Here is a 20,128-nt window from a genome sequence, read left to right on the forward strand (position 1 = left end):
TGAGATCAGATGTCGGTGTCGGCTTCTTCGACTTCTTCAACCGGCTCGCGGTTGGCAGCAGCTTTCACGTCTGGTGCTGCGGTCAGCAGCTTGTCGCGAATTTGCTTCTCAAGCGTGGCGGCGATATCCGGGTTGTCCGCGAGGAACTTGGCCGAGTTGGCCTTGCCCTGGCCGATCTTGCTGCCGTTGTAGGCGTACCAAGCACCAGATTTTTCGACGAAGCCGTGCAGTACGCCCAGGTCGATCATCTCGCCGTTCAGGTAGATGCCCTTGCCGTAGAGAATCTGGAACTCAGCCTGACGGAAAGGCGGGGCCACTTTGTTCTTCACGACTTTAACGCGGGTTTCGCTACCAACAACCTCGTCACCTTCCTTCACCGCGCCAGTACGGCGGATATCCAGACGGACCGAAGCGTAGAACTTCAGCGCGTTACCACCGGTAGTGGTTTCCGGGCTGCCGAACATCACGCCGATCTTCATACGGATCTGGTTGATGAAGATAACGAGGCAATTAGCGTTCTTGATGTTACCGGTGATTTTACGCAGCGCCTGGGACATCAGACGGGCTTGCAGGCCCACGTGCATGTCACCCATTTCGCCTTCGATTTCAGCCTTCGGTACCAGGGCTGCCACGGAGTCGACCACGATCACGTCGATGGCGTTGGAGCGCACCAACATGTCGGTGATTTCCAGGGCTTGTTCACCGGTGTCCGGCTGAGAAACCAGCAGGTCGTCAACGTTGACACCCAGCTTGCCGGCGTATTCAGGGTCCAGGGCGTGCTCGGCGTCGACGAACGCGCAGGTGGCACCCATTTTTTGCGCCTGGGCAATCACCGACAGGGTCAGGGTGGTTTTACCGGAAGATTCAGGACCGTAGATTTCAACGATACGGCCTTTTGGCAGGCCGCCAATGCCGAGCGCGATGTCCAGACCCAGAGAGCCAGTGGAAATAGCCGGGATCGCCTGACGGTCGTGATCGCCCATACGCATTACGGCACCCTTGCCGAATTGACGTTCGATCTGACCCAGGGCCGCAGCCAAGGCTTTCTTCTTGTTGTCGTCCATTAAAGTCCTCACGTAATCAATAAGGCCTGACGGCCAACACCTGTATAAGTAGACAGTATTGTTCCACAAAGATCAGAAATCGCCTACCCCTGATTTTCTATTTCTGCTGCAGCTCGTCGTAACAAGCCCTCTAGCGCGGCCTTTACCGTTTGTCGGCGGACCTCATCGCGGTTACCCGTGAAGTGCTGCAACTCGGCTGTCACCTCCTCGCCCACACCAAAGGCCAACCACACGGTGCCCACCGGCTTGTCCGGCGAACCACCATCCGGGCCCGCCACACCGCTGACCGCCACGGCAAACCGCGCCAGGCTTTTTTCCTGGGCGCCACGAACCATCGCTTCCACCACGTCCTGGCTGACAGCCCCGACTTTTGGAAACAAAGTTTCCGGCACATTCAATTGCCGGGTTTTCTGTCGATTGGAATAGGTGACATAGCCCGCCTCAAACCAGGCCGAACTCCCCGGAATCCGTGTGATAGCTTCCGCGATGCCGCCGCCGGTGCATGACTCGGCCGTGGTGACGTGGGCGTTGAGCACCTGCAGGCGGCGCCCCAGTTCGGCAGCCAGTTGAGTGATTTCCTTCACGGTCGTCTCCAGAAGTAGGCGGGGAATTTGCCTACCCTACAGCAGCCCGTCGACCATGCAAGTTACAGATTGCATCAGGAGACTAATGCGCAGGTGGAACGCATAACACCGCCCGCGCCCGTGCCCACAGCCGCAAACGGTCCTCCAAGCCATTGAGCCCACCATTGATACGCCGGGTAATGGTGGTGAACTGATCCTTGTCGACCAGTTCGTTAAGGCCGTTGCTCTGCCAGAACCACGCGGCGGACTCGCACGCCCATTGCGGCACCTCCAATAATTCCGGTTGCTGCAACAGCCGGTCATCGTCGAACAACGCCCGGCTGCACGCCAGGTAATTGCGTCGTCCCGTCACTTGGATCAGCCCCCTCCCCCGGTACTTCTGGCCATCGCCATCCGCCTCGGGGGTATTGCCCAAGCGTGCGGCCAAAGCACCGGTGTCATACCGATTCAGATACTGATCACTGCCCAGTTCACGCATGTAACGCAACTCACCGGACTCATGGGCGATTTGTGCGAGAAAAGCTGCAATGCGCTGGGCGTTGTTGATCTCGTATCGCGCAAACGCCGCATTGAGCGCGGGCAAAAAAATACCCGCTCTCAAGCGGGCTCCAGGCATGATTTGAATCAATTGCGGCAGTGTTACCACCATGAACCCTCTCCTGAAAACGCGCTATATCGACAATCCACCTGCCGTGATTGCACTGCGATAACCCTTCTCCGGGTCGCCCTCATTGACCACCTTGGTGATCGACCATCGCCCCTGCATATACGAAGGCCAGGTTTCATCCAGCCGCAATAATCCTTCGGCGGCCAGCAACGGATTGCCGGGGCAATCGATCACCAGTTCCAGGCCCTCACGTCCGACCCGGCGCAACTCACCTTCGGCCACGGCACGTGCCTCGTCTTCGTTCTGGCAGCGTTGACGCAAGGTCTTGAACGGTGCAATTCCAACCTGAACCACGCGCTGCTTGCCTGCGGCACTGTCCCACCAGGTGACGCGACTGCCTTGGTAGTTCGAACGGGTTTTCTCATTGAGTACAGCTGTGATGAAGGCCTGGTCGCCTGGACGGTTATCCTGGGTCACGGACAGCTTCACCTCCGGCAATTGTTGAAGGGAAATCGACTTGACCTGCCCGGCTTCCGCCAACACATACAACTCGTTAAACGGCTTGGTCACCGCGCAATAGCGCTTGGCAAGACGGGTGATGAAGGCCATGTCGCTTTCGTTGGATTGGTCGACATGAGCAATTGCAATGCCTTCCAGGGACGCCGCCACACGCGGTGAAAAACCATGCCGTCCGACCAGTTGCCGAAACAGCGCACCCAGGGTCGTCGGCCCATAACTGGCGGAACGGCGCTGACGGTAGCCACTCGGGTCCTCCATGCTGAAAGGCGCCGCCGTGGCGACGATCATCAAGCGCATGGGGAACAGCACGGGGGTCCGCTGCGTAATGACGAACTGCCCCTTCTCCACCAGCCCCGACTCTTTATAACCAACGCGCAAGCCGATCTTGCCGCTCATGCTCGGCAGGCCTTCTAGCCCCTCGATGTTGAGCGTCAGCTCCAACCGATCCGACTCGATGCCGGCGGCGTCGGTGTGTTTCCAATGCATGATGCGTTGATTGAGCAGTGCCGCGTTGGCACCGTAAAACTCCACGATTGGCGTAAATCCCTGTGCCATACAACCTCCTTAATCCCAAGCCAAAACAGGGCGCGCGGCATTCGGTCGCGCGTACAGTTCCGGCACGATCACCCACACGCCAGCCGGCAGCACCGGGCCAAACTCGGCAAGCCCGGGGTTCAAGCGCCATAGAGTTTCTTCCGCCGCATCATCGCAACGGCCCAACTCGCGATAGAGCAGCAGGTTGACCGAATCACCGGCAATACTTCGCACTTTACGCATTGGTGAATTCCTCCAGCACCAGGGTCCAGCCGATGACCATGGCGGTGCCGTCATCGATGACGCCGCTCTGTTTTTCCGCCACCGAATTGATCCGCCACAGGCCCCAATTGCGGCCAATGCCATCGACCAGTGGCAACGGCACTCGCTGGTTCTGCAGGGCACGCAGTTCATCGAGCCGCTGCATGCCCACGGCGTACATGGCGGTGCCGCCGAAGGTCAGTTTTTCCAGCTTCTGTCCGTTCTGCCGCGATTGGGGTTTACTGGCGATAATCGCCAGGTCCAACCAGCCGCCGTCACTGTTACGGGCCAACGAGGAATAAGCAAAACCCCGAGACAGGCCAAAAATAAAATCACCCAACACCATCTGTTGTCGCATCAATCACCTCCTGGATCGGCCAGTGCCGCATTACGCCGGATACCCAGGGAATCGGTGACCATCGGCATGCATTGAAATTGCAGGGCCTGGATCACCTGGTTGACCACCTGCTGGGCATCGGCAGGATTTACGCCGGTGATCTGGATGCTTGGGGCAATCGACACTTGCACGTTGTCTGTACGGGCACTGTTGAGCTCCTTACTCACCGCGTCGGGCGACGACAGACGATCACTTGGAGCGAAGAATTTGTCACCAAACCAGGTACCGACTTCACCGCCCAGCAAGCCACCGATAACGCCACCGACAGCGGTACCAACGCCAGGCAAAATCATCGTGCCAATGGCCGCACCAGCAGAGGCGCCGGCCCAGGCACCGCCGTTGGTGCTGAGGCCGGCGCCAACGGCATTGGCGTCGCCGTTGCGTACGCCTTGGATGACTTCAAACGCACTGTCGACATACCTCAGCGGACCAACACGGCGGGCGCCTACCGACTCCAGCCGGCTCATGACGCCCGCCAGTCGGGAGCCAGAGACGCTTGGCGAACCACGCGGTGCCGACGCCACGGCCTGAAAGCTCGACTGTGAGTCCGAGAACATCACCTTGCCCACGCGGTCGGTAGCTTCACGCAACCAAGCCCCTGGCGAGCTCCTTTTTTTGCCCGAGCCTGAACGCTTTGCCTTACCTGCGCTTTTTTGCCCTTTGCGACTGTTACTGCGCTGCGGGTTCTTCCTGCCACCGGTAGATCCTGCGGAAAAATCCCTGATGCAGCAGCCCGCGTTACTGCTGGCATCCTTGTCTTTATCCTCTTTAAGCCATTTGGCCGCGCGGGGATATTCCTCGGCAACTGCGTCAAGCGCTTTACCCGAAAGCCTGTCCTTGGCCTTATCCCAAAGGCTCGACATCAGTTCCTTTCCAAGAAAGTTACCGACAGCGACGCCCGCCTCCAGCCCCTTGTCGACCCAGGAATCATTGGAAGCTGCACCCGCCGTGGTCAGACGAGAATCACTGAGGGTGGACAAGGTAGTGTTGAGCGCTTCCAGGGTCTCTCGCAGACGTACTTGCTCAACGTTCAAACTATTGCTTTCAAGGCTGGCGCTGGCTAGCGCAAGGCTTATTTGCGCTGGCGCTTCGGTGATGCCCCCAGCGTCAGTAGTTGTACTACTGGCCAAGCCAGGATAAGTCAGCCAACGCTTATCCTCATCCGTCAGCTTGAGTGAAAATTGATTGTCCTGCATCCCGCTCTACTCCTGTTTGACGCCAAGGCGAGTGATCGCGATGTCGTAGCGGCGCAATGCTTTTGCGGCGTCCCACTCCAGGATCTCCGCTTCCGTTACCGAGTAAACCAGCGGCACCACATCGAGGATTACGTCGATGTCGCGTTGCGAAAGAAGGCCGCCGGTTGATTTAAAAAATCGTCGATGCGCTCCTGCAATTCGGTCCAGTCGGGCACGGTCAGGCCGGCAAGGTCGGGGATCATCAGGCCGGCGCAATGCGCAGTGATGAATTCGGCGCGCTCTTTGGCGGTGGCGAGTTTTTTCATCACCTTGGTGGCACGCAAGGCAGGCATTTCCAGAGGGAGAGCGGTGTGGGTACGGCCGGCAGCGTCGAATGGCAACAACAATTGGACGGGCTGCTCGTGGGTCGATTCTTCTTGTTCGTTGAGGAAGAACGACGTGGGACGTGTCGACATTTCATGCACGTACTGGGCGATGGTGACGTAGTCCGGGCGCATAAGTTGGTCGAGTTCTTTTTCCGACAGGCCGGTGGCGAGTTTCGCCAGTTCGAAGAACTGGTCGTCCTCGTCTTCACCGGCCCGGGCCAACGCAGCTTTTTGCGCGGCGTAGTACAGCGGTTTGAGTTGAACCTGCTCGATCGTCGCGCCAGTGTCGGCGGTGATCGGCGAGAGCAGGCGGTGCAGCGGTGGCATCCAGGCCATGGGGCAATTCCTTTTGCAAGTAAGGGGGCGAGCAGGCCCGCCCCCGGGTGGTCAAGGCATCAGCACTGCGCGACGCGCATCACCGAGAATGTCGACGCCATTGAGCACAAACTTCTGGGTGCGCACGTCGATGTCGATCACCGTGACGCCGTTTTCCAGACGGCTGTAAGTCCGGCAGGCGAGCTCCAACGTAGTGGTGGCCTTCTCACCCATTTTCAGCTTGGCTTCCTCCAGGATTTTGAGCTTGCCGCCGACGGTGTGGTAGGTGAAGTAGGTCTTGCCGTCCTGATCCTGGCCCGCCTCGCGCACGTTCAGCAGGATGTCATCGCCCAGGCGTACACCCAGGGCCAGCATGATCTGCGGCCCGGCACCTTGCAGGATCAGCTTGGCGCCCAGCACTTTGCCACTCTTGGCCATTTCCTCGGCAATGAACCGCCCGCCGGACATGGCTTCCATCTCGAACTCGATCTTCGGCGGGGTGAACTCCTCCACTGTCGCGGACAACGGCAGGCCTTGCAGGGTGGCCGCAATGGCCTGTCTGACTCGGTTGGTAAACATTAGAGAACGTCCTCCAGGAACTGCTCGATGATTTCATCGCGGGCATTGAGTTGATAAATCATGTGTTCGTTCGGAGCGTAGCGGCCGTAGTCGATGACGATGTACCAGGTGCCGTTTTTGTACTTCTCGACACTGTTCAACTCCGGGTGCAGGTACACGCTGCCGCCGGGAATGGTTTCGTCGGCCACCAGGGTTTGCAGCCAGTCGTTGATGCGCTTGACCTCCTGGTCCATGAAGGACTTGGTGAGGTTCTTGGCCATGGCTTTCTGACCAGCCTTGACCAGCTTGCGGCTGATGGCATCTTCCAGGCCGACGTAGCTGATGAACTTGCCGGTGATGGAACGGTTACCCAGCAACGAGAAACCGCCGAGGATGGTGCGCGCGTAGTAGCTCACGCCGTAGCGGTTGAGCAGGTCGCCTTCGGTGGACGTATCCAGGATGTTGTACTCGACCACGCGGGAAACGTCCTCGGCGAACGTCACCTGGTTACCCGGGCTTTCCCACTGCTTGACCTTGGCCAGCGCGGCGATGGCCAGGGACGACGGCGACAGGAACACGTTCTTCTTGGCTGCCTTGGAATACACCGACGGCATGTTGTGCACCAGCAGGCAGCGGTCGAAACCCAGGTCGGCACCGCCCAGTTCGCCGCTGTAGGTCACTTGGTCGGCGACGCTGGCGTCTTTACCGTCCAACACCACACGGGCCTTGATGCGTTTGCCAAACGCGGCGAACTCACCGGCGACCGCTTTGGTGCCGGTAAAGCCGGGGGCACCGATGATGGTCAGGTCTTCCGGCACGCTGGCCAGTGCAGCCAGGCCGAGTTTGCGACCGGTGATCGGCTCGTCGCCACCGATCACGTTGTTGAGGGTGTCCGCCGGGGTAGCGCCCTCGTCCACGATCACCACATAGACCGGCACCTTCACCACTTTGAGGATCTGGTAGACCGCGTGGAAGAGCGTTCCGGTTTCAGCGCCGGTAGGGTCCAGCAGCGCCTGGGTGGTGAAGCTGTTGATGCGAAACGGCGCGTTTTTCGGGATCGACGCATGGGCGTTCGGCGCAGTGCCGACCAGCCCGATCACGTTATCGCCCAGGCCACCCATGGCCTCGGGGGATTCAGTCGCATTGACGGTGATGCCGTTGTGCTCGAAGTTCAAAACCTCAGCCATGATTAGTCAGCCTTCTGGGGGGCGGCCTTTTTGGCCGGGGTGGTGTTGAGGACGCTGGTGAGTTCCAGGCGTCCGGCGGTGCGTAGGGCGGATGCTTCGACGTCCAGCAACTCCAGTTCCTGACCGACGACGGACCAGTGGCCTTTGCCAGTCGGGAATGGGGTTAGGACGGTGTAGGTTTGGCGGTGGGGCATGGGGGAAATCTCCAGGCGAAAAAAAACCGCGGGGAGCGGTTTGGGGAAGGTTCTGATGGAGTAACGGGCCTGTTAAGGTGCATTTATACGGTTTGACCCGCTAACCACAATGGAGCAGTGGGCCGGTATTCGTTATTTGGAAAATCAGCAGATTGAGGCCAATCGCGCAGAGACTGTATGTAAATCAATAGTTCTTTGAAGCGAGCGTCAGAAAGCACTGTACTTACTTCAATTTCACGCTGATCACGGTGGCGCTCCCGAAGCCATATGACCTCGGACAAATGAGCATCACGCCATTTCCGCTCACTGAATCCGAGGTCGAAAACTGGTACAGATAGGGAGGCCAACTCCAACGCCTCTTCTTCGGAAATAGCGATGAGCCCTTCATGCTGGCTAGAACCCAACTCAAACGCGAACACCTCTTGGGAGTCATCAATGAAATATTTCATGTGCTCATCTCCATCCAGCCCGATATTGTGTAACTTCCAGCCGGAACCTTATAAGTTGATCCTGCGGGAACAGGTGTTGAAACAGCCGTACTAAAAGTCGCACTAGGGAATGAAGATCCAGTAACAACAAAACCATCGACGACAATCATCGCTGTCTGATTTGCCGCCGTCGCAACAAGAGCAATGTTCACATAAATCAGCTTACCCGAGGTATTTGTATAAGTAACATTTATCGCTCGAGCGGCCTTTACATCAACTATTTTTTTGAATTGACCACTTACAGCATCATTTAAACGACCAATCCCTACCTCGAGAAGTGCAACATCAATAGTTCCTTGATTGATCGGGGCGCTCCACGCTTTGATACACCACATTACAGTTAGGTTTCGAGGGCGCGTGGCGCCCAACCCCAAAGTTTGAGACGGCTGAACCCCATCATTGAAAAGAGCATAACTCACGGGATAATTAACTTGCGCTACCGTATCAAGACCGTGAGAAGCTAACATTCCCACATCTGAACCAGTATGCCAAAGTCCGGAAACAGCGGGGCCTGCTGTACTGTAATCAAACGTCTGCAACGTGCCCTTTTGCCAACTACCAAGCGCACGTCCTGAATCTATCCCGCGCCCGTGATCCCACCCTCGCAGGAACTCACCACGCGATTCCGGCAATCTAAAATTCCCGCCCCCCTCATCTCCTTTATTGAAGACGTTTCCGAGAAATGCCGCCAAGTCAGGATAAGTAGCAGCGCTTTTCACACTGCCATCCAGCTCGAAGTATCCCGGTGGGATTTTATCCATCGGAAAAGCAATAATAGATCCAACCGGCAACGCCGAAGCCTTGGCAATCATCGCCTCAACCTCCGCCTTCGAATACGTCCCCTGCTTCAGATAATCCATCACCCAAGCCCGAGTCGCTTTCACCACCGTGTCATCAATCAACAACGTGACAATCGACGCGTTACTCGTCTCGAAAATCGAGCGGATATAAAACTCTTTCCCCGACCCCGACGTCGCCAACACCGGTTTATACGACTCCGGATACTTCACAACGGCATACAAGATCCCGGTATCCGTCCACAGCCCGGCCTCTCGCACATACCACCCACCAACATCCGATGGAATGGTGACTTCGGCCATCAGCCAATTGGCGTTCTTTTCATCTTGAAACAGTGCATTCAGCGGCCCGCGCCACACTTCGCGCTTGAGCGCCTTGGCGTTGGCATCTGGGTTGTACACAGCGCCGTTGCCGTCACCGACGGAGATTTGCGCGAGTTTGATCGGTGCGCCGGCGGCCTTGCAGGCGGTTTCGTAGGCGATCCCCGCGTTGGTGAGCAGGGTGTAATAGTCAGCCATTTAGTGCTCCTGTGGATAAAGGGTGGTGGTTTCGACGCTGTAGAGCCCGGCCGCCAGAAAGGCGCGGCCTGTGGCTTCGACGCCGGCCAACACGTTGGGGTAGATCGTGGTGAGTTCGCCGCACAGCGTGGCGGCGCCGATGCTGTGGCGTCCGGAGGCGCTTAGTCCTACGGAGATCGACAGGATGTCGCGCTCGCTTTTGGCATCGGCCAGGCGGCGGTCGAGTCGGGCATCGATGGTTTCGCTGTAGGGCAATTCGGTCCAGGCCCGTACGGCAAAGCTGTAGGGCGCACCGGGTGGCTTTTGCTCGTACCAGGCGCGCACTTCGGGGCTCAGTTGCAAACCCTTGGCGGCGCTTTCCAGGGCTTGGCGGGTGCCGGCCTGGCGGGCGGTGGGCCAGGCAAGTTTGACGGTCAGGCGTTTCTCGGACTCAGGGGCGGTGGCGCTCCATTCACTGACTGCACGATCCGCCGCCAGGTAGGGCAAGAACGCCGCCGGTGTGCGATCCGGGTCCATCAGTTCGGGAAACGGCGGCATGACCCGTTCCAGCAAATGGCCGAAGCCCAAGTCCAGGGCCTTCTCCAGCGGTGAGCTGTTGGCGGGCAACAGGCTCGTCTTGGGTTCACTCATAGCGTGCGCACCTCCACCTCGACGCCCGTGCAGTAAGGCGCCTGGAACGCCGAGCTGATGATCGGTTCCAGCGGTTCAAGGATTTGCAGTTGCGCGGCACCTGCGCTGTGGATGGCGTAGTCGATCCAGCTGGGGTCGACCCGCCCTTCCAGGCGATGGCAGGAGTCTGCGTAGGTTTGCAGCAGTTGCTGCGCGGCCACTTGGGTCAGGCCGGAATCCGGGCCGGCGTTGATCTTGGCCACCACGCGGATTTTATAGCGCTGGATCTGTGCGCCCTGGACAGTGACTAGGTCAGTCTCCGGTCGCACATCGGGCCGTGCGAAATGTCGGCGCACACCGTCAAGCAAATCGGCGGAGGCGCTGCCATCGCCGTCCCTGGAAAGCACGGTAACCATCACCTCGCCGGGGGCAGTGCGTCGACCATTACCGTCCTTGACCTGAGCCGCGTAGCCGTCCGGATCAAAGGTGTAGCTGACGGTGACTACGCCCGGCGTAGCGCTTTGCACCTTGACCGACGGGCGCTCGCCCAGGGTGAACACTTCGCGGCGATACTGCATGCGCGACCCCGCCGCCGGGGCGTGGGGTGCCAGGTAATAACGTAGGCGAGCGTCGTCGTCGCTTTCCAGAACCGGCGGCACAGGTGGGAATGCAGCGGGATCGCCGGGGTCGAGCACTTGGCGCTCCAGCCCCATATCCGCCAGGCGTGCATCCAGGTTGCTGCCGCTAGCCCACCACGCCAGCATCTGCTTGATGCGGGCGTTGTACTTGCGTTCGTGGGTTTGCAGGCGTATGCAAAACGCTTCAAGGGCCAGGGTCAGCAGCTCGCTTTCATTGTCGAGGCTCACCTTGAGTTTTGCCGCGCTTTGCGGTGCTCGCGTGGCGACGTAATCCACGACAAACGCCTTGAACTCTGCCAGCAACGGCTCGAACTCATCGACCGCGATAATCGCCGGTTCCGCCAGTTGGTTCTGGCCAGGGATCAGCATGCTCATGTGACGACCTCGAACGATTGTTGGCGGTTTTTCCAGGTGCCGGCAAAACGCAGCAACACGCCTGCCCCCTGACGGGTGGCGACGATGACCTGGGGTTGGAAGTCGCTGATGCCGTTTTGCGTGTTGTAAAACGCCTGGGCGGCGTGGCTTTGGGCGAGGATCAACACATCGTCGCCCAGGTTCTGGCCGAGCAGTTGCGGGACCAGCGAGCCGTACAACGGGCGCTTTTGACGAGTGCCCACGGGGGTGGTCAGCGCTCGGGTGGCGCGCTGTACGAATTGCAGCCAGTCATCGACTGCTGCCCCGGTGTTCCTATCGATTCCGATCATGGCAAATCCTTATGCGCTACTGATCACGCGGCCTTGGTGATCCACCAACGGGCCGCTCAAATGCACGCCGGCGGTATCCAATAACAAACTTGTGGTGCCGAGTTGCAGGATGATGCTGTCCTGGGTCATTACCAACGTCGCAGCACCAACGCTGGCGTTGATCTGTTCACGAGAAGCGGTGACGCTGGTAGGCCCATTGCTCCAATTGAACAGGTGACTAGCGTCGTCATAGTCGCTCTGAGTGCCGTCTTTGTAGCGGCGTCGGGTCAGCGAAGGCTCGCTGGAGACTGGTGGAAACAGGCTACTGTTGAGCCCGAACAAGGCCACAGACTGGGCGCCCCCTTCCCCGCCGCCGTAGTTGAGCAGCAGGCATTGTTCCCCGACGGACGGAATGCGGGTTTCACTTTGCGTACCGGCGCTGGGATTAAAAAACCGAATGGTCGGGCTGAGTAAATCGCCATGACTGACCTTGCAGGTATTGCTGGCAGCGTCGACCTCCTGGCACACGCCAATCCGGCAGAAACTTTCTGCGCGCCGATACAGGTCTTCAAGCTGGGCCTCTATTTCGGCCAGGCGTTCGACAATCGGCCCCAATTGCATGCGTAGCAATGCATCGAACATGGACTACTCCTGCAGAGGGCGGTATTGGTCGGGATCGTTGATGTCGGCGACTTCCCAGGTGCGAGCAAACAGCGGTTTGCCTGTGGGATCTTCGAGCAGCGACGGGCCGAGGTAGAGGTTTTGGATGAAGGAAACGGTCCAGGTGTCGTAGTCCGTTTCCGCACTGGTCAGTGCGGATGGCGCAGCGACAATGCTGGTAGGCAGGTCGCATTGATCCGGCGGCAGGCCCCAGCGGTTGTCCAGGGCCAGGTCCATCAGTTGGCTGGCCAAGTCGCAGGCGTCAAACGCGGCCGACCCGCCGGCGACCGTGGCCTTGAGTGAAACCGACAAGGCATGCGCCTTGCGCCCTTCAAGGGAGCGCACGCCGGGGCCGTTGCGCTCCACGCTGATCAATACGCCGGTTTTATCGTCGGCGCCGTTGAAGTCTCGATGACTGCCTACACGCAATTGTGGGAAAGCGCTCTTCAGCGCCTCCCCAATCGCCACAGGCAATTGGGAGGGTTTTTCGATAAGTGTCATGTTGTTGCGTCCTTGCAGCGGTTACTGCTGATCCGGGCGGTTGACGCCGATGCGCTTTGCCGCCCAACGTTCATAAAGGCCGATGGCGACGTCCGCGCCGGCCATGGCCGTAAGGCAACCAATGGCGCCTGCGGTCCAGATCGACATGCCGGCGGCGTAGCACAGCATCAATGCCGAGACCCCGCAGACCATGCACGCCCCGGACCGCAGGGCCAGTCGCCGTATCAGCGACCAGCCGCGGGCGCCCTCCTTGTCGGCGCGCCACATTTCGCCACTGACCCCGCCGATCAAGGCCAGTACGATCACCAGCCAGATAGGCATTTCCGCTAACGCTTGCTGCTCGTTTGTCATGTCACGCCTCCTGGCTGAGCAATACCGGCAAGGTGCCGGGGCTTGGGTACTTCCGTGTGTGGGTAGGCATTCCAAAAAGCCCGGTTGCCCGGGCTTTTCAGTAATGATTTCCTCGATCTTTCGGCGCTACTGGCGCGGTACGGACCTTTCCTCGATGTTTTTCCGACCACGATCCCTGTCTGCCGGATAACTGCTTCTGGTGTTTTACGCTGCACACCCGGGTCAGTTGCCAACCCTCTGAACCGTTGAGGCCGGTTCATCGCTGCCTGTTTTGCACTGCTGTGAAACTAAAGAGCGTTGGCATCCTTGCCGGTGTTGCCTGGCGTCCTTGCCACCGCTCTGATGGCGTCCTTGCCGGTGTTACGTGCCTTCCTTGTCTTCCTTGGCAGCATCCTTGCCGCCTCCACCAAGCCTTGTTGGCTGGCTTGAGATGGAGAATATGCATGTATGCATATACAGTCAATGCACTAATGCATTTATTTTCAGCCAGTAAATGCACCGATGCATTAACAGCCTCGCTGGCAGGGGAATTGGCGGTTTTTGACAGGCGAAAAAAACCCGCACATTGGCGGGCTTTGTCTTACGTCATGAGGTTAACGGGCGTACATGCCCCACCAGAATACATGGCCGAGGATGCTGATCTGCTCATCCTGGATTTCCTGGAAGCTGTAGTCTTCGTCCGGGTGCTCGTCGCGATTGAAACTGCGCAGGCGAATCCCGGAAGGCAGACGATAGAGCTGTTTCACCCGCAGCTGGCCATTGTGATTGATGGCGTATAGGTCGCCATCAACGATATCGCCAATACCGCTCTTGCCGGCATTCACCCCAACCGTCGCGCCATCACGCAGTACCGGCAGCATACTGTTGCCACGTACGGTCACACACTTGGCCTGGTCAAACTGCACACCGTTATGCCGCAGGCTGCGCTTGCCGAACCGCAGGCTGGCCTTTTCGCTTTCCTCGATGACGAATCTTCCTGATCCAGCAGCCAATTCAACCTCGCGCAGAAAGGGGATCGACACCTCGTCGTCATTCACGGGGGTGTCGTCGTCCCACAGGCTTATGTCCTTGAGTTCCGAATGCATCGGGTCGCGAGCATCCTCACGCGAAACACCCAGTGCCACGCGCCCGCGCAGTTGGTCGGTGCTGACGCGAAAATATTCGGCGATGCGGGAAATGTGCTTGTCCGACGGGTCAACGATCTTGCCGCTGAGAATCCTGGACAGGGTGGATTGAGGCACGCCGGTACGCCGGTGAAGCTCCGTGGGGGAGATCCGGTCGCGGTCCAGCAGCTCTCTTAGGACGATAGAAACGTTGCGTTTTTGCATAGCGCGGATAGTGACGGGGGTTTTGAGGGTTGGCAAATGCTAATTTGCATATTTTATGCAATATCGGAAAGATTTAGCCGGCCAAACTGCAGAGCGGGATGCAATTAACCCTGCGACGGACGCTTTCGGCCGATGTTGCGGCTTCCTACATCCGGTGATGCTCCAACAAAAAGTCCACGAATAACCGCACCCGCGCCGGCATTGTCGAGCCACCTACAAACAGCGCGTGTATCGGTTCTTCATCGCCCGGGTTCCAGGCTTCCAGCAGCGGTATGAGGTCCCCTCGCTGCAGGTCCTCATTCACGCTGAACCTGCCGATACGCGCAATGCCGGCACCGACTCGCGCAAGCTGCGCCAGTGCTTCACCGCTGCTGCATTCGATGTTGCCGCTGACCTTGAGGGAAAATTCCCGTCCCTCGCGGATGAACGGCCAATTGGGCTCGGCACGCCGGAAGTTGAAGCGTAGGCAGTTGTGCCGCAAGAGGTCTTCAGGTTCCTGGAGACTGCCGTGGCGCTGGAGGTACTCGGGCGATGCCACCACTACCTGGCCGGTGGCGCCGATCCTGCGCGCGGTCAACGGGCTGTCGGGAAGATGGCCAAATCGTATCGCCACGTCGGCTTGGCCACCGAGAATGTCGACTACTTCATCGCCAAGGGTGAGGTCAACGACGATGTTCGGGTAGCGGGCACTAAACGCAGCCACTAGGGGAACAATGGCCAGCCGCCCATGGCCAAGGGCGGCGCTTACGCGCAATCGCCCCCTTGGTACACCTTGGTCGGCGATGGCGTCTTCGACCTCGGCCATGTCGGCCAGGATACGCCGTGCGCCGCGCAGAAAAGCCTCGCCTTCGGCAGTGAAGCTGATCGTTCGTGTAGTGCGCAGCAGCAGCCGGGTGCCAAGGCGTTGTTCGGTACGCGCGATGATCCGACTGACCGCCGAAGGCGTGAGCCCCAATGCTCGCGCCGCAGCTGACAGGCTACCTTCTTGCGCCACAGTGGCGAAAACGAGCATGTCACCGGATCGTCCGTTGAAGTCCATTTGTGCCCCTTACGCATAGGTGATTGCCAAAAATGCTATCTACCGCGTTAAAACGCTGGATCGTAGCATTAGCGGCATAGATAAGGAGCCTTTCATGCGTATCAACCCACCACTCGTCGCACTCGCCATGGGTGCCTTTGGCATCGGTGTTACCGAGTTCGCCCCCATGGGCATGCTGCCCGGCATCGCTGCGGACCTCGGCGTTTCCATTCCTGCCGCTGGCCTATTAGTCAGTGCTTACGCCATGGGCGTACTGCTAGGTGCGCCGCTGATGAGCCTGACCACCGGCAAGATACCCCGGCGGTATCTGCTGGTCGGACTCATGGCGATATTCACCCTCGGTAACTTGATGTCAGCCCTGGCTACCGATTACTACAGCCTCATGATCGCCAGGGTGGTGACCTCACTCAACCACGGTGCGTTCTTTGGCATTGGCTCCATCGTCGCCGCCAGCGTGGTCGCCCCTGATAAACGTGCCGGGGCGGTTGCGGCAATGTTCATGGGGTTGACCTTGGCAACCATCGGTGGTGTGCCGTTGGCCGCCTGGTTTGGCGAAATGTTCGGTTGGCGCACCGCATTCTGGGGAATTACCGGCCTTGGCGTGGTGGCAATGACTGCATTGTGGTTCGCCCTGCCAGACCTGAAAGCGCCGCCGAGCGCTGGAATAATGGCCGAAATCCGAGTACTCGGCCGTGGCCCGGTGCTGGGCGCGCTGGCTCTCACTGTAGTCGGCTCGGGTGCAATGTTTACCGTCTTCACCTACATCGCGCCCATACTCAGCAGCGAGACCCACGCTTCCACCGCCTACATCACTGCCATGTTGGTGCTGTTTGGTGTGGGACTGACGCTGGGCAACATGTGGGGCGGCAAGGCCGCCGACCGCTCGATAGATCGCACCCTGATCGTTTCGCTGAGCGTGCTGATTCTCGTCTTGCTCGCGTTTACCGTACTGATGCGTTGGCCGCTGCCGGCCGCCGTCGCCATCCTGATTTGGGGTATCGCCAGTTTCGCCTTGGTGCCACCGCTGCAAATGCGCGTCATGGAAGCCGCCAAGGACGCACCTAATTTGGCTTCGGCAATGAACATCGGCGCGTTCAACTTCGGCAACGCGATTGGTGCGGCGCTGGGCGGCGCGGTGATCAATGCCGGGCTGGGTTATCCGGCGATTTCCTTGGCCGGAGCGGCCATGGCGGGTCTGGGACTGTTAATGGTGCTGGCTTTCGTGTGGCGTTCCAGGACTGTTGTAGCTGCGGTGGTGTGACCACGATAGGAGCAGGGCTGCCAGTCCACTTGATGGCAGTTGCTCTTGCTTGAGTGATGGGGATAAGGGGCGCGAACGCTTTTGCGTTTTACCTACCCGTTTGCGACCTGCGAAGGGCCGACTTCGCGTGTTAACCTTGCCGCCATCGCAAAATCGCAGGGCCGAATGCCCCACCTTTGCCCCACTCCTTCCAACGAATTTGCTAACTATCTGATGAGTAAAAACACTTCCGATCTGTCCTCCCACACCCCGATGATGCAGCAGTACTGGCGCCTGAAAAACCAGCACCCTGATCAGTTGATGTTCTATCGCATGGGCGACTTCTACGAGATCTTCTACGAAGATGCGAAGAAGGCCGCCAAGTTGCTGGACATCACCCTGACCGCGCGCGGGCAGTCGGCGGGGCAGTCGATTCCGATGTGTGGCATTCCTTACCACTCACTGGAAGGTTACCTGGTCAAGCTGGTGAAGCTGGGCGAGTCAGTGGTGATCTGTGAGCAGATCGGCGACCCGGCCACCAGCAAGGGGCCGGTGGAACGTCAGGTGGTGCGCATTATTACGCCGGGGACGGTGAGTGATGAGGCGCTGCTGGATGAGCGTCGCGATAACCTGATCGCGGCGGTGCTGGGGGATGAGCGCCTGTTTGGTCTGTCGGTGCTGGATATCACCAGCGGCAATTTCAGTGTCCTGGAGATCAAGGGCTGGGAGAACCTGCTGGCAGAACTTGAGCGCATAAACCCGGTGGAGCTGTTGATCCCGGATGATTGGCCAAAGGACCTGCCGGCGGAAAAACGCCGTGGGACCAAGCGTCGTGCGCCGTGGGATTTTGAGCGTGATTCGGCGCTGAAAAGCCTGTGCCAGCAATTCTCTGTGCAGGACCTCAAAGGCTTCGGTTGTGAAACCCTGACCCTGGCCATCGGCGCCGCCGGTTGCCTGCTCAGCTACGCCAAGGAAACCCAGCGCACCGCCCTGCCGCACTTGCGCAGCCTGCGTCATGAACGCCTGGACGACACCGTGGTGCTCGACGGTGCCAGCCGTCGCAACCTGGAGTTGGACACCAACCTCGCTGGCGGGCGCGACAACACCCTGCAATCGGTGGTCGACCGTTGCCAAACCGCCATGGGCAGCCGCTTGCTGACTCGCTGGTTGAACCGTCCACTGCGGGATTTGAGCGTACTGCAAGCGCGTCAGACCTCGATTACCTGTCTGCTGGACGGCTATCGCTTCGAGAAACTGCAGCCGCAGTTGAAGGAAATCGGCGATATCGAACGCATCTTGGCGCGGATCGGCCTGCGCAATGCGCGACCACGTGACCTGGCGCGCCTGCGCGATGCCCTCGGCGCCCTGCCGCAGTTGCAAGCCGCGATGACCGAGTTGGATACACCGCACCTGCAACAACTCGCCCTGATCGCCAGCACCTACCCGGAACTGGCGGCGTTGCTGGAAAAAGCCATCATCGACAACCCGCCGGCGATCATTCGTGACGGCGGCGTGTTGAAGACCGGTTACGACAGCGAACTGGACGAACTGCAAGCCCTGAGCGAAAACGCCGGCCAGTTCCTGATCGACCTGGAAGCCCGCGAAAAAGCCCGCACGGGCCTGGCCAACCTGAAAGTCGGCTACAACCGCGTGCACGGCTACTTTATCGAGCTGCCGAGCAAGCAGGCCGAGTCGGCGCCTATCGACTATCAGCGTCGCCAGACCCTCAAGGGCGCCGAGCGCTTTATCACGCCGGAGCTCAAAGAATTCGAAGACAAAGCGTTGTCGGCCAAAAGCCGCGCGCTGGCTCGGGAAAAGATGCTCTACGAGGCCTTGCTTGAGGACCTGATCAGCCAACTGGCGCCGCTGCAGGACACTGCCGCCGCCTTGGCCGAGCTGGATGTACTGAGCAACCTCGCCGAGCGAGCGCTGAACCTGGACCTGAACTGCCCGCGTTTTGTGAGCGAGCCGTGCATGCGCATCGTGCAGGGGCGCCACCCGGTGGTGGAACAGGTGCTGACGACACCGTTCGTCGCCAACGACCTGTCGCTGGATGACGATACCCGCATGTTGGTCATCACTGGCCCGAACATGGGTGGTAAATCCACTTATATGCGTCAGACCGCCTTGATTGTGTTGCTGGCGCATATCGGCAGCTTTGTGCCGGCGACCAGTTGCGAGTTGTCCCTGGTGGACCGTATTTTCACCCGGATCGGTTCCAGCGATGACCTGGCTGGTGGCCGCTCGACCTTTATGGTCGAAATGAGCGAAACCGCCAACATCCTGCACAACGCCACCGAACGCAGCCTTGTCCTGATGGACGAAGTGGGTCGCGGCACCAGCACCTTCGACGGCCTGTCCCTGGCATGGGCGGCGGCCGAGCGTTTGGCGCACTTGCGTGCCTATACGCTGTTCGCCACTCACTACTTCGAACTGACCGTACTACCGGAAAGCGAGCCATTAGTGGCCAACGTGCATCTGAATGCCACGGAGCACAACGAGCGCATCGTATTCCTGCACCACGTGTTGCCAGGCCCCGCCAGCCAGAGTTACGGCCTGGCTGTGGCGCAATTGGCCGGCGTGCCGAGCGAGGTGATCACCCGCGCCCGCGAACACCTCAGCCGCCTGGAAACCACGGCATTGCCCCATGAAACCGTGGTCGCAAGTCCTGCCAAAGCCTCAAGCAAACCCGCCACGCCACACCAGAGCGATATGTTCGCCAGCCTGCCCCATCCGGTGCTGGAAGAGTTGGCTAAGCTTGACTTGGACGACTTGACGCCGCGCAAAGCGCTCGAAATGTTATATGCACTGAAGGTTCGGATATAACGCTGACGCTTGCAAGCTGGTAGACTCTCGCGCGGTTTGGGATGCTGCAGGCTCTTAGCCTGGCCTGCAGACTATCGCTCCCGAACCTCGCGAGCCCTGCCACACAGGGTTTCGCTGCCGCCGCCTGAGGAGAAAATTAGAAATGACCTTCGTCGTCACCGACAACTGCATCAAGTGCAAGTACACCGACTGCGTGGAAGTATGTCCGGTGGACTGCTTCTACGAAGGCCCGAACTTCTTGGTAATCCACCCGGATGAGTGCATCGACTGCGCCCTGTGTGAGCCAGAATGCCCGGCCGTCGCCATTTTCTCCGAGGACGAAGTCCCGGCAGAGATGCAGGAATTTATTCAGTTGAACGTCGAACTGGCGGAAATCTGGCCGAACATCACTGAGAAGAAAGACTCGCTGCCGGATGCAGCAGAGTGGGACGGCGTCAAAGGCAAGATCAAAGATCTGGAGCGCTAACAGCGCCGCCGCCAAACAAAAAAAGGCCCTTAGGGGCCTTTTTTGCGTTCAGGGACCGCGTATTCACTTTTCTACGGTGTCCAGTCCTGAAATAGGTTTACACCTATTTCAGCCTCAAAACGCCCGATGCACCGCATCGGGCGTTTTGTATTTCAGCGATAGATGTGGCCGCTCGCTGTTATAGATCTGCACCGATTGATCC

Annotated in this window: 24 protein-coding genes; 3 read left to right on the forward strand and 21 right to left on the reverse strand. The window is 59.1% G+C overall.

The annotated features are described in order from the left end of the window. Positions 1 to 5: 5 nt before the first annotated feature. From recA to CFE47_RS23845, 21 genes are all read right to left on the reverse strand, one after another. On the reverse strand, positions 6 to 1,064 hold the full coding sequence (recA, locus tag CFE47_RS23745; RefSeq protein WP_003189042.1) for a recombinase RecA: 1,059 nt from the start codon (positions 1,062 to 1,064) through the stop codon (positions 6 to 8). An 83-nt stretch (positions 1,065 to 1,147) separates the two neighbouring features. Then, on the reverse strand, positions 1,148 to 1,648 hold the full coding sequence (locus tag CFE47_RS23750) for a CinA family protein (RefSeq protein WP_286840803.1): 501 nt from the start codon (positions 1,646 to 1,648) through the stop codon (positions 1,148 to 1,150). An 82-nt stretch (positions 1,649 to 1,730) separates the two neighbouring features. After that, entirely contained in the window at positions 1,731 to 2,297 is a 567-nt protein-coding gene (locus CFE47_RS23755; RefSeq protein ID WP_286840804.1) for a glycoside hydrolase family 19 protein, read from the reverse strand. Between the two features lie 21 nt (positions 2,298 to 2,318). Next, positions 2,319 to 3,329, reverse strand: a complete 1,011-nt coding sequence (locus tag CFE47_RS23760) for a contractile injection system protein, VgrG/Pvc8 family (RefSeq protein ID WP_185707534.1) — start codon at positions 3,327 to 3,329, stop codon at positions 2,319 to 2,321. 9 nt (positions 3,330 to 3,338) lie between these two features. Beyond that, positions 3,339 to 3,551 carry a tail protein X gene (locus tag CFE47_RS23765; protein ID WP_286840806.1) on the reverse strand — a complete coding sequence of 71 codons (213 nt, stop codon included), beginning with the start codon at positions 3,549 to 3,551 and terminating at the stop codon, positions 3,339 to 3,341. Further along, positions 3,544 to 3,927: a phage tail protein gene (locus tag CFE47_RS23770; RefSeq protein ID WP_286840808.1), complete on the reverse strand. Its 384-nt coding sequence runs from the start codon at positions 3,925 to 3,927 to the stop codon at positions 3,544 to 3,546. Before CFE47_RS23770 ends, CFE47_RS23765 begins: the two co-directional genes overlap by 8 nt. Beyond that, positions 3,927 to 5,162: a glycine zipper domain-containing protein gene (locus CFE47_RS23775; protein WP_286840810.1), complete on the reverse strand. Its 1,236-nt coding sequence runs from the start codon at positions 5,160 to 5,162 to the stop codon at positions 3,927 to 3,929. The genes CFE47_RS23770 and CFE47_RS23775 overlap by 1 nt, the downstream gene beginning before the upstream one ends. A 128-nt stretch (positions 5,163 to 5,290) precedes the next feature. Further along, on the reverse strand, positions 5,291 to 5,863 hold the full coding sequence (locus CFE47_RS23780) for a phage tail assembly protein (protein WP_286840812.1): 573 nt from the start codon (positions 5,861 to 5,863) through the stop codon (positions 5,291 to 5,293). Positions 5,864 to 5,914: 51 nt separating this feature from the next. After that, entirely contained in the window at positions 5,915 to 6,421 is a 507-nt protein-coding gene (locus CFE47_RS23785) for a phage major tail tube protein (protein WP_185707544.1), read from the reverse strand. Beyond that, a complete protein-coding gene (locus CFE47_RS23790; RefSeq protein ID WP_286840815.1) occupies positions 6,421 to 7,587 on the reverse strand; it encodes a phage tail sheath protein in 1,167 nt (388 codons plus the stop codon). Before CFE47_RS23790 ends, CFE47_RS23785 begins: the two co-directional genes overlap by 1 nt. Positions 7,588 to 7,589: 2 nt before the next feature. Further along, positions 7,590 to 7,781, reverse strand: a complete 192-nt coding sequence (locus CFE47_RS23795; RefSeq protein ID WP_286840816.1) for a hypothetical protein — start codon at positions 7,779 to 7,781, stop codon at positions 7,590 to 7,592. 83 nt (positions 7,782 to 7,864) lie between these two features. Next, positions 7,865 to 8,230, reverse strand: a complete 366-nt coding sequence (locus CFE47_RS23800) for a phage tail assembly chaperone (RefSeq protein WP_286840817.1) — start codon at positions 8,228 to 8,230, stop codon at positions 7,865 to 7,867. Further along, positions 8,227 to 9,585 carry a phage tail-collar fiber domain-containing protein gene (locus tag CFE47_RS23805; protein WP_353744903.1) on the reverse strand — a complete coding sequence of 453 codons (1,359 nt, stop codon included), beginning with the start codon at positions 9,583 to 9,585 and terminating at the stop codon, positions 8,227 to 8,229. Before CFE47_RS23805 ends, CFE47_RS23800 begins: the two co-directional genes overlap by 4 nt. Continuing rightward, a complete protein-coding gene (locus CFE47_RS23810; protein WP_286840819.1) occupies positions 9,586 to 10,215 on the reverse strand; it encodes a phage tail protein I in 630 nt (209 codons plus the stop codon). After that, positions 10,212 to 11,207, reverse strand: coding sequence for a baseplate J/gp47 family protein (locus CFE47_RS23815; RefSeq protein ID WP_286840821.1), 996 nt, complete (start codon positions 11,205 to 11,207; stop codon positions 10,212 to 10,214). The genes CFE47_RS23810 and CFE47_RS23815 overlap by 4 nt, the downstream gene beginning before the upstream one ends. Next, positions 11,204 to 11,536, reverse strand: a complete 333-nt coding sequence (locus CFE47_RS23820; protein WP_286840823.1) for a phage baseplate protein — start codon at positions 11,534 to 11,536, stop codon at positions 11,204 to 11,206. Before CFE47_RS23820 ends, CFE47_RS23815 begins: the two co-directional genes overlap by 4 nt. 9 nt (positions 11,537 to 11,545) lie before the next feature. After that, positions 11,546 to 12,157: a phage baseplate assembly protein V gene (locus tag CFE47_RS23825; protein ID WP_286840825.1), complete on the reverse strand. Its 612-nt coding sequence runs from the start codon at positions 12,155 to 12,157 to the stop codon at positions 11,546 to 11,548. A gap of 3 nt (positions 12,158 to 12,160) precedes the next feature. Beyond that, entirely contained in the window at positions 12,161 to 12,676 is a 516-nt protein-coding gene (locus tag CFE47_RS23830; RefSeq protein WP_286840827.1) for a hypothetical protein, read from the reverse strand. 21 nt (positions 12,677 to 12,697) lie between these two features. Beyond that, on the reverse strand, positions 12,698 to 13,027 hold the full coding sequence (locus CFE47_RS23835) for a phage holin family protein (protein WP_135287710.1): 330 nt from the start codon (positions 13,025 to 13,027) through the stop codon (positions 12,698 to 12,700). Positions 13,028 to 13,620: 593 nt separating this feature from the next. Further along, positions 13,621 to 14,355, reverse strand: coding sequence for a LexA family transcriptional regulator (locus CFE47_RS23840; protein WP_286840829.1), 735 nt, complete (start codon positions 14,353 to 14,355; stop codon positions 13,621 to 13,623). Positions 14,356 to 14,500: 145 nt separating this feature from the next. Next, positions 14,501 to 15,394: a LysR substrate-binding domain-containing protein gene (locus CFE47_RS23845; RefSeq protein WP_286840831.1), complete on the reverse strand. Its 894-nt coding sequence runs from the start codon at positions 15,392 to 15,394 to the stop codon at positions 14,501 to 14,503. A 94-nt stretch (positions 15,395 to 15,488) separates the two neighbouring features. On the opposite strand from CFE47_RS23845, the gene CFE47_RS23850 reads away from it, so the two are divergent. The 3 genes from CFE47_RS23850 (at position 15,489) to fdxA (ending at position 19,926) form a co-directional block, all read left to right on the forward strand. Further along, the gene (locus tag CFE47_RS23850; RefSeq protein WP_286840833.1) at positions 15,489 to 16,655 is read left to right on the forward strand and encodes an MFS transporter; all 1,167 of its coding nucleotides are present in this window, start codon (positions 15,489 to 15,491) and stop codon (positions 16,653 to 16,655) included. A gap of 213 nt (positions 16,656 to 16,868) precedes the next feature. Further along, positions 16,869 to 19,460 carry a DNA mismatch repair protein MutS gene (gene mutS / locus CFE47_RS23855; RefSeq protein WP_286840835.1) on the forward strand — a complete coding sequence of 864 codons (2,592 nt, stop codon included), beginning with the start codon at positions 16,869 to 16,871 and terminating at the stop codon, positions 19,458 to 19,460. Positions 19,461 to 19,602: 142 nt separating this feature from the next. Then, positions 19,603 to 19,926 carry a ferredoxin FdxA gene (gene fdxA / locus CFE47_RS23860; protein ID WP_017738276.1) on the forward strand — a complete coding sequence of 108 codons (324 nt, stop codon included), beginning with the start codon at positions 19,603 to 19,605 and terminating at the stop codon, positions 19,924 to 19,926. Positions 19,927 to 20,128: the final 202 nt, after the last annotated feature.

The sequence above is a fragment of the Pseudomonas sp. PGPPP1 genome, from assembly GCF_002255865.1.
In the GTDB taxonomy this organism is placed as follows: Bacteria; Pseudomonadota; Gammaproteobacteria; order Pseudomonadales; family Pseudomonadaceae; genus Aquipseudomonas; species Aquipseudomonas cremoris.

Coding starts and splice junctions, on each gene's coding strand:
- CFE47_RS23780 (WP_286840812.1), bottom strand. CDS start 5,863: ATGGCCTGGATGCCACCGCTGCACCGCCTGCTCTCGCCGATCACCGCC.
- mutS (WP_286840835.1), top strand. CDS start 16,869: ATGAGTAAAAACACTTCCGATCTGTCCTCCCACACCCCGATGATGCAG.
- CFE47_RS23785 (WP_185707544.1), bottom strand. CDS start 6,421: ATGTTTACCAACCGAGTCAGACAGGCCATTGCGGCCACCCTGCAAGGC.
- CFE47_RS23755 (WP_286840804.1), bottom strand. CDS start 2,297: ATGGTGGTAACACTGCCGCAATTGATTCAAATCATGCCTGGAGCCCGC.
- recA (WP_003189042.1), bottom strand. CDS start 1,064: ATGGACGACAACAAGAAGAAAGCCTTGGCTGCGGCCCTGGGTCAGATC.
- CFE47_RS23790 (WP_286840815.1), bottom strand. CDS start 7,587: ATGGCTGAGGTTTTGAACTTCGAGCACAACGGCATCACCGTCAATGCG.
- CFE47_RS23795 (WP_286840816.1), bottom strand. CDS start 7,781: ATGCCCCACCGCCAAACCTACACCGTCCTAACCCCATTCCCGACTGGC.
- CFE47_RS23835 (WP_135287710.1), bottom strand. CDS start 13,027: ATGACAAACGAGCAGCAAGCGTTAGCGGAAATGCCTATCTGGCTGGTG.
- CFE47_RS23800 (WP_286840817.1), bottom strand. CDS start 8,230: ATGAAATATTTCATTGATGACTCCCAAGAGGTGTTCGCGTTTGAGTTG.
- CFE47_RS23765 (WP_286840806.1), bottom strand. CDS start 3,551: ATGCGTAAAGTGCGAAGTATTGCCGGTGATTCGGTCAACCTGCTGCTC.
- CFE47_RS23760 (WP_185707534.1), bottom strand. CDS start 3,329: ATGGCACAGGGATTTACGCCAATCGTGGAGTTTTACGGTGCCAACGCG.
- CFE47_RS23840 (WP_286840829.1), bottom strand. CDS start 14,355: ATGCAAAAACGCAACGTTTCTATCGTCCTAAGAGAGCTGCTGGACCGC.
- CFE47_RS23845 (WP_286840831.1), bottom strand. CDS start 15,394: ATGGACTTCAACGGACGATCCGGTGACATGCTCGTTTTCGCCACTGTG.
- CFE47_RS23825 (WP_286840825.1), bottom strand. CDS start 12,157: ATGTTCGATGCATTGCTACGCATGCAATTGGGGCCGATTGTCGAACGC.
- CFE47_RS23805 (WP_353744903.1), bottom strand. CDS start 9,585: ATGGCTGACTATTACACCCTGCTCACCAACGCGGGGATCGCCTACGAA.
- CFE47_RS23770 (WP_286840808.1), bottom strand. CDS start 3,927: ATGCGACAACAGATGGTGTTGGGTGATTTTATTTTTGGCCTGTCTCGG.
- CFE47_RS23830 (WP_286840827.1), bottom strand. CDS start 12,676: ATGACACTTATCGAAAAACCCTCCCAATTGCCTGTGGCGATTGGGGAG.
- CFE47_RS23820 (WP_286840823.1), bottom strand. CDS start 11,536: ATGATCGGAATCGATAGGAACACCGGGGCAGCAGTCGATGACTGGCTG.
- CFE47_RS23810 (WP_286840819.1), bottom strand. CDS start 10,215: ATGAGTGAACCCAAGACGAGCCTGTTGCCCGCCAACAGCTCACCGCTG.
- CFE47_RS23775 (WP_286840810.1), bottom strand. CDS start 5,162: ATGCAGGACAATCAATTTTCACTCAAGCTGACGGATGAGGATAAGCGT.
- CFE47_RS23815 (WP_286840821.1), bottom strand. CDS start 11,207: ATGAGCATGCTGATCCCTGGCCAGAACCAACTGGCGGAACCGGCGATT.
- CFE47_RS23850 (WP_286840833.1), top strand. CDS start 15,489: ATGCGTATCAACCCACCACTCGTCGCACTCGCCATGGGTGCCTTTGGC.
- fdxA (WP_017738276.1), top strand. CDS start 19,603: ATGACCTTCGTCGTCACCGACAACTGCATCAAGTGCAAGTACACCGAC.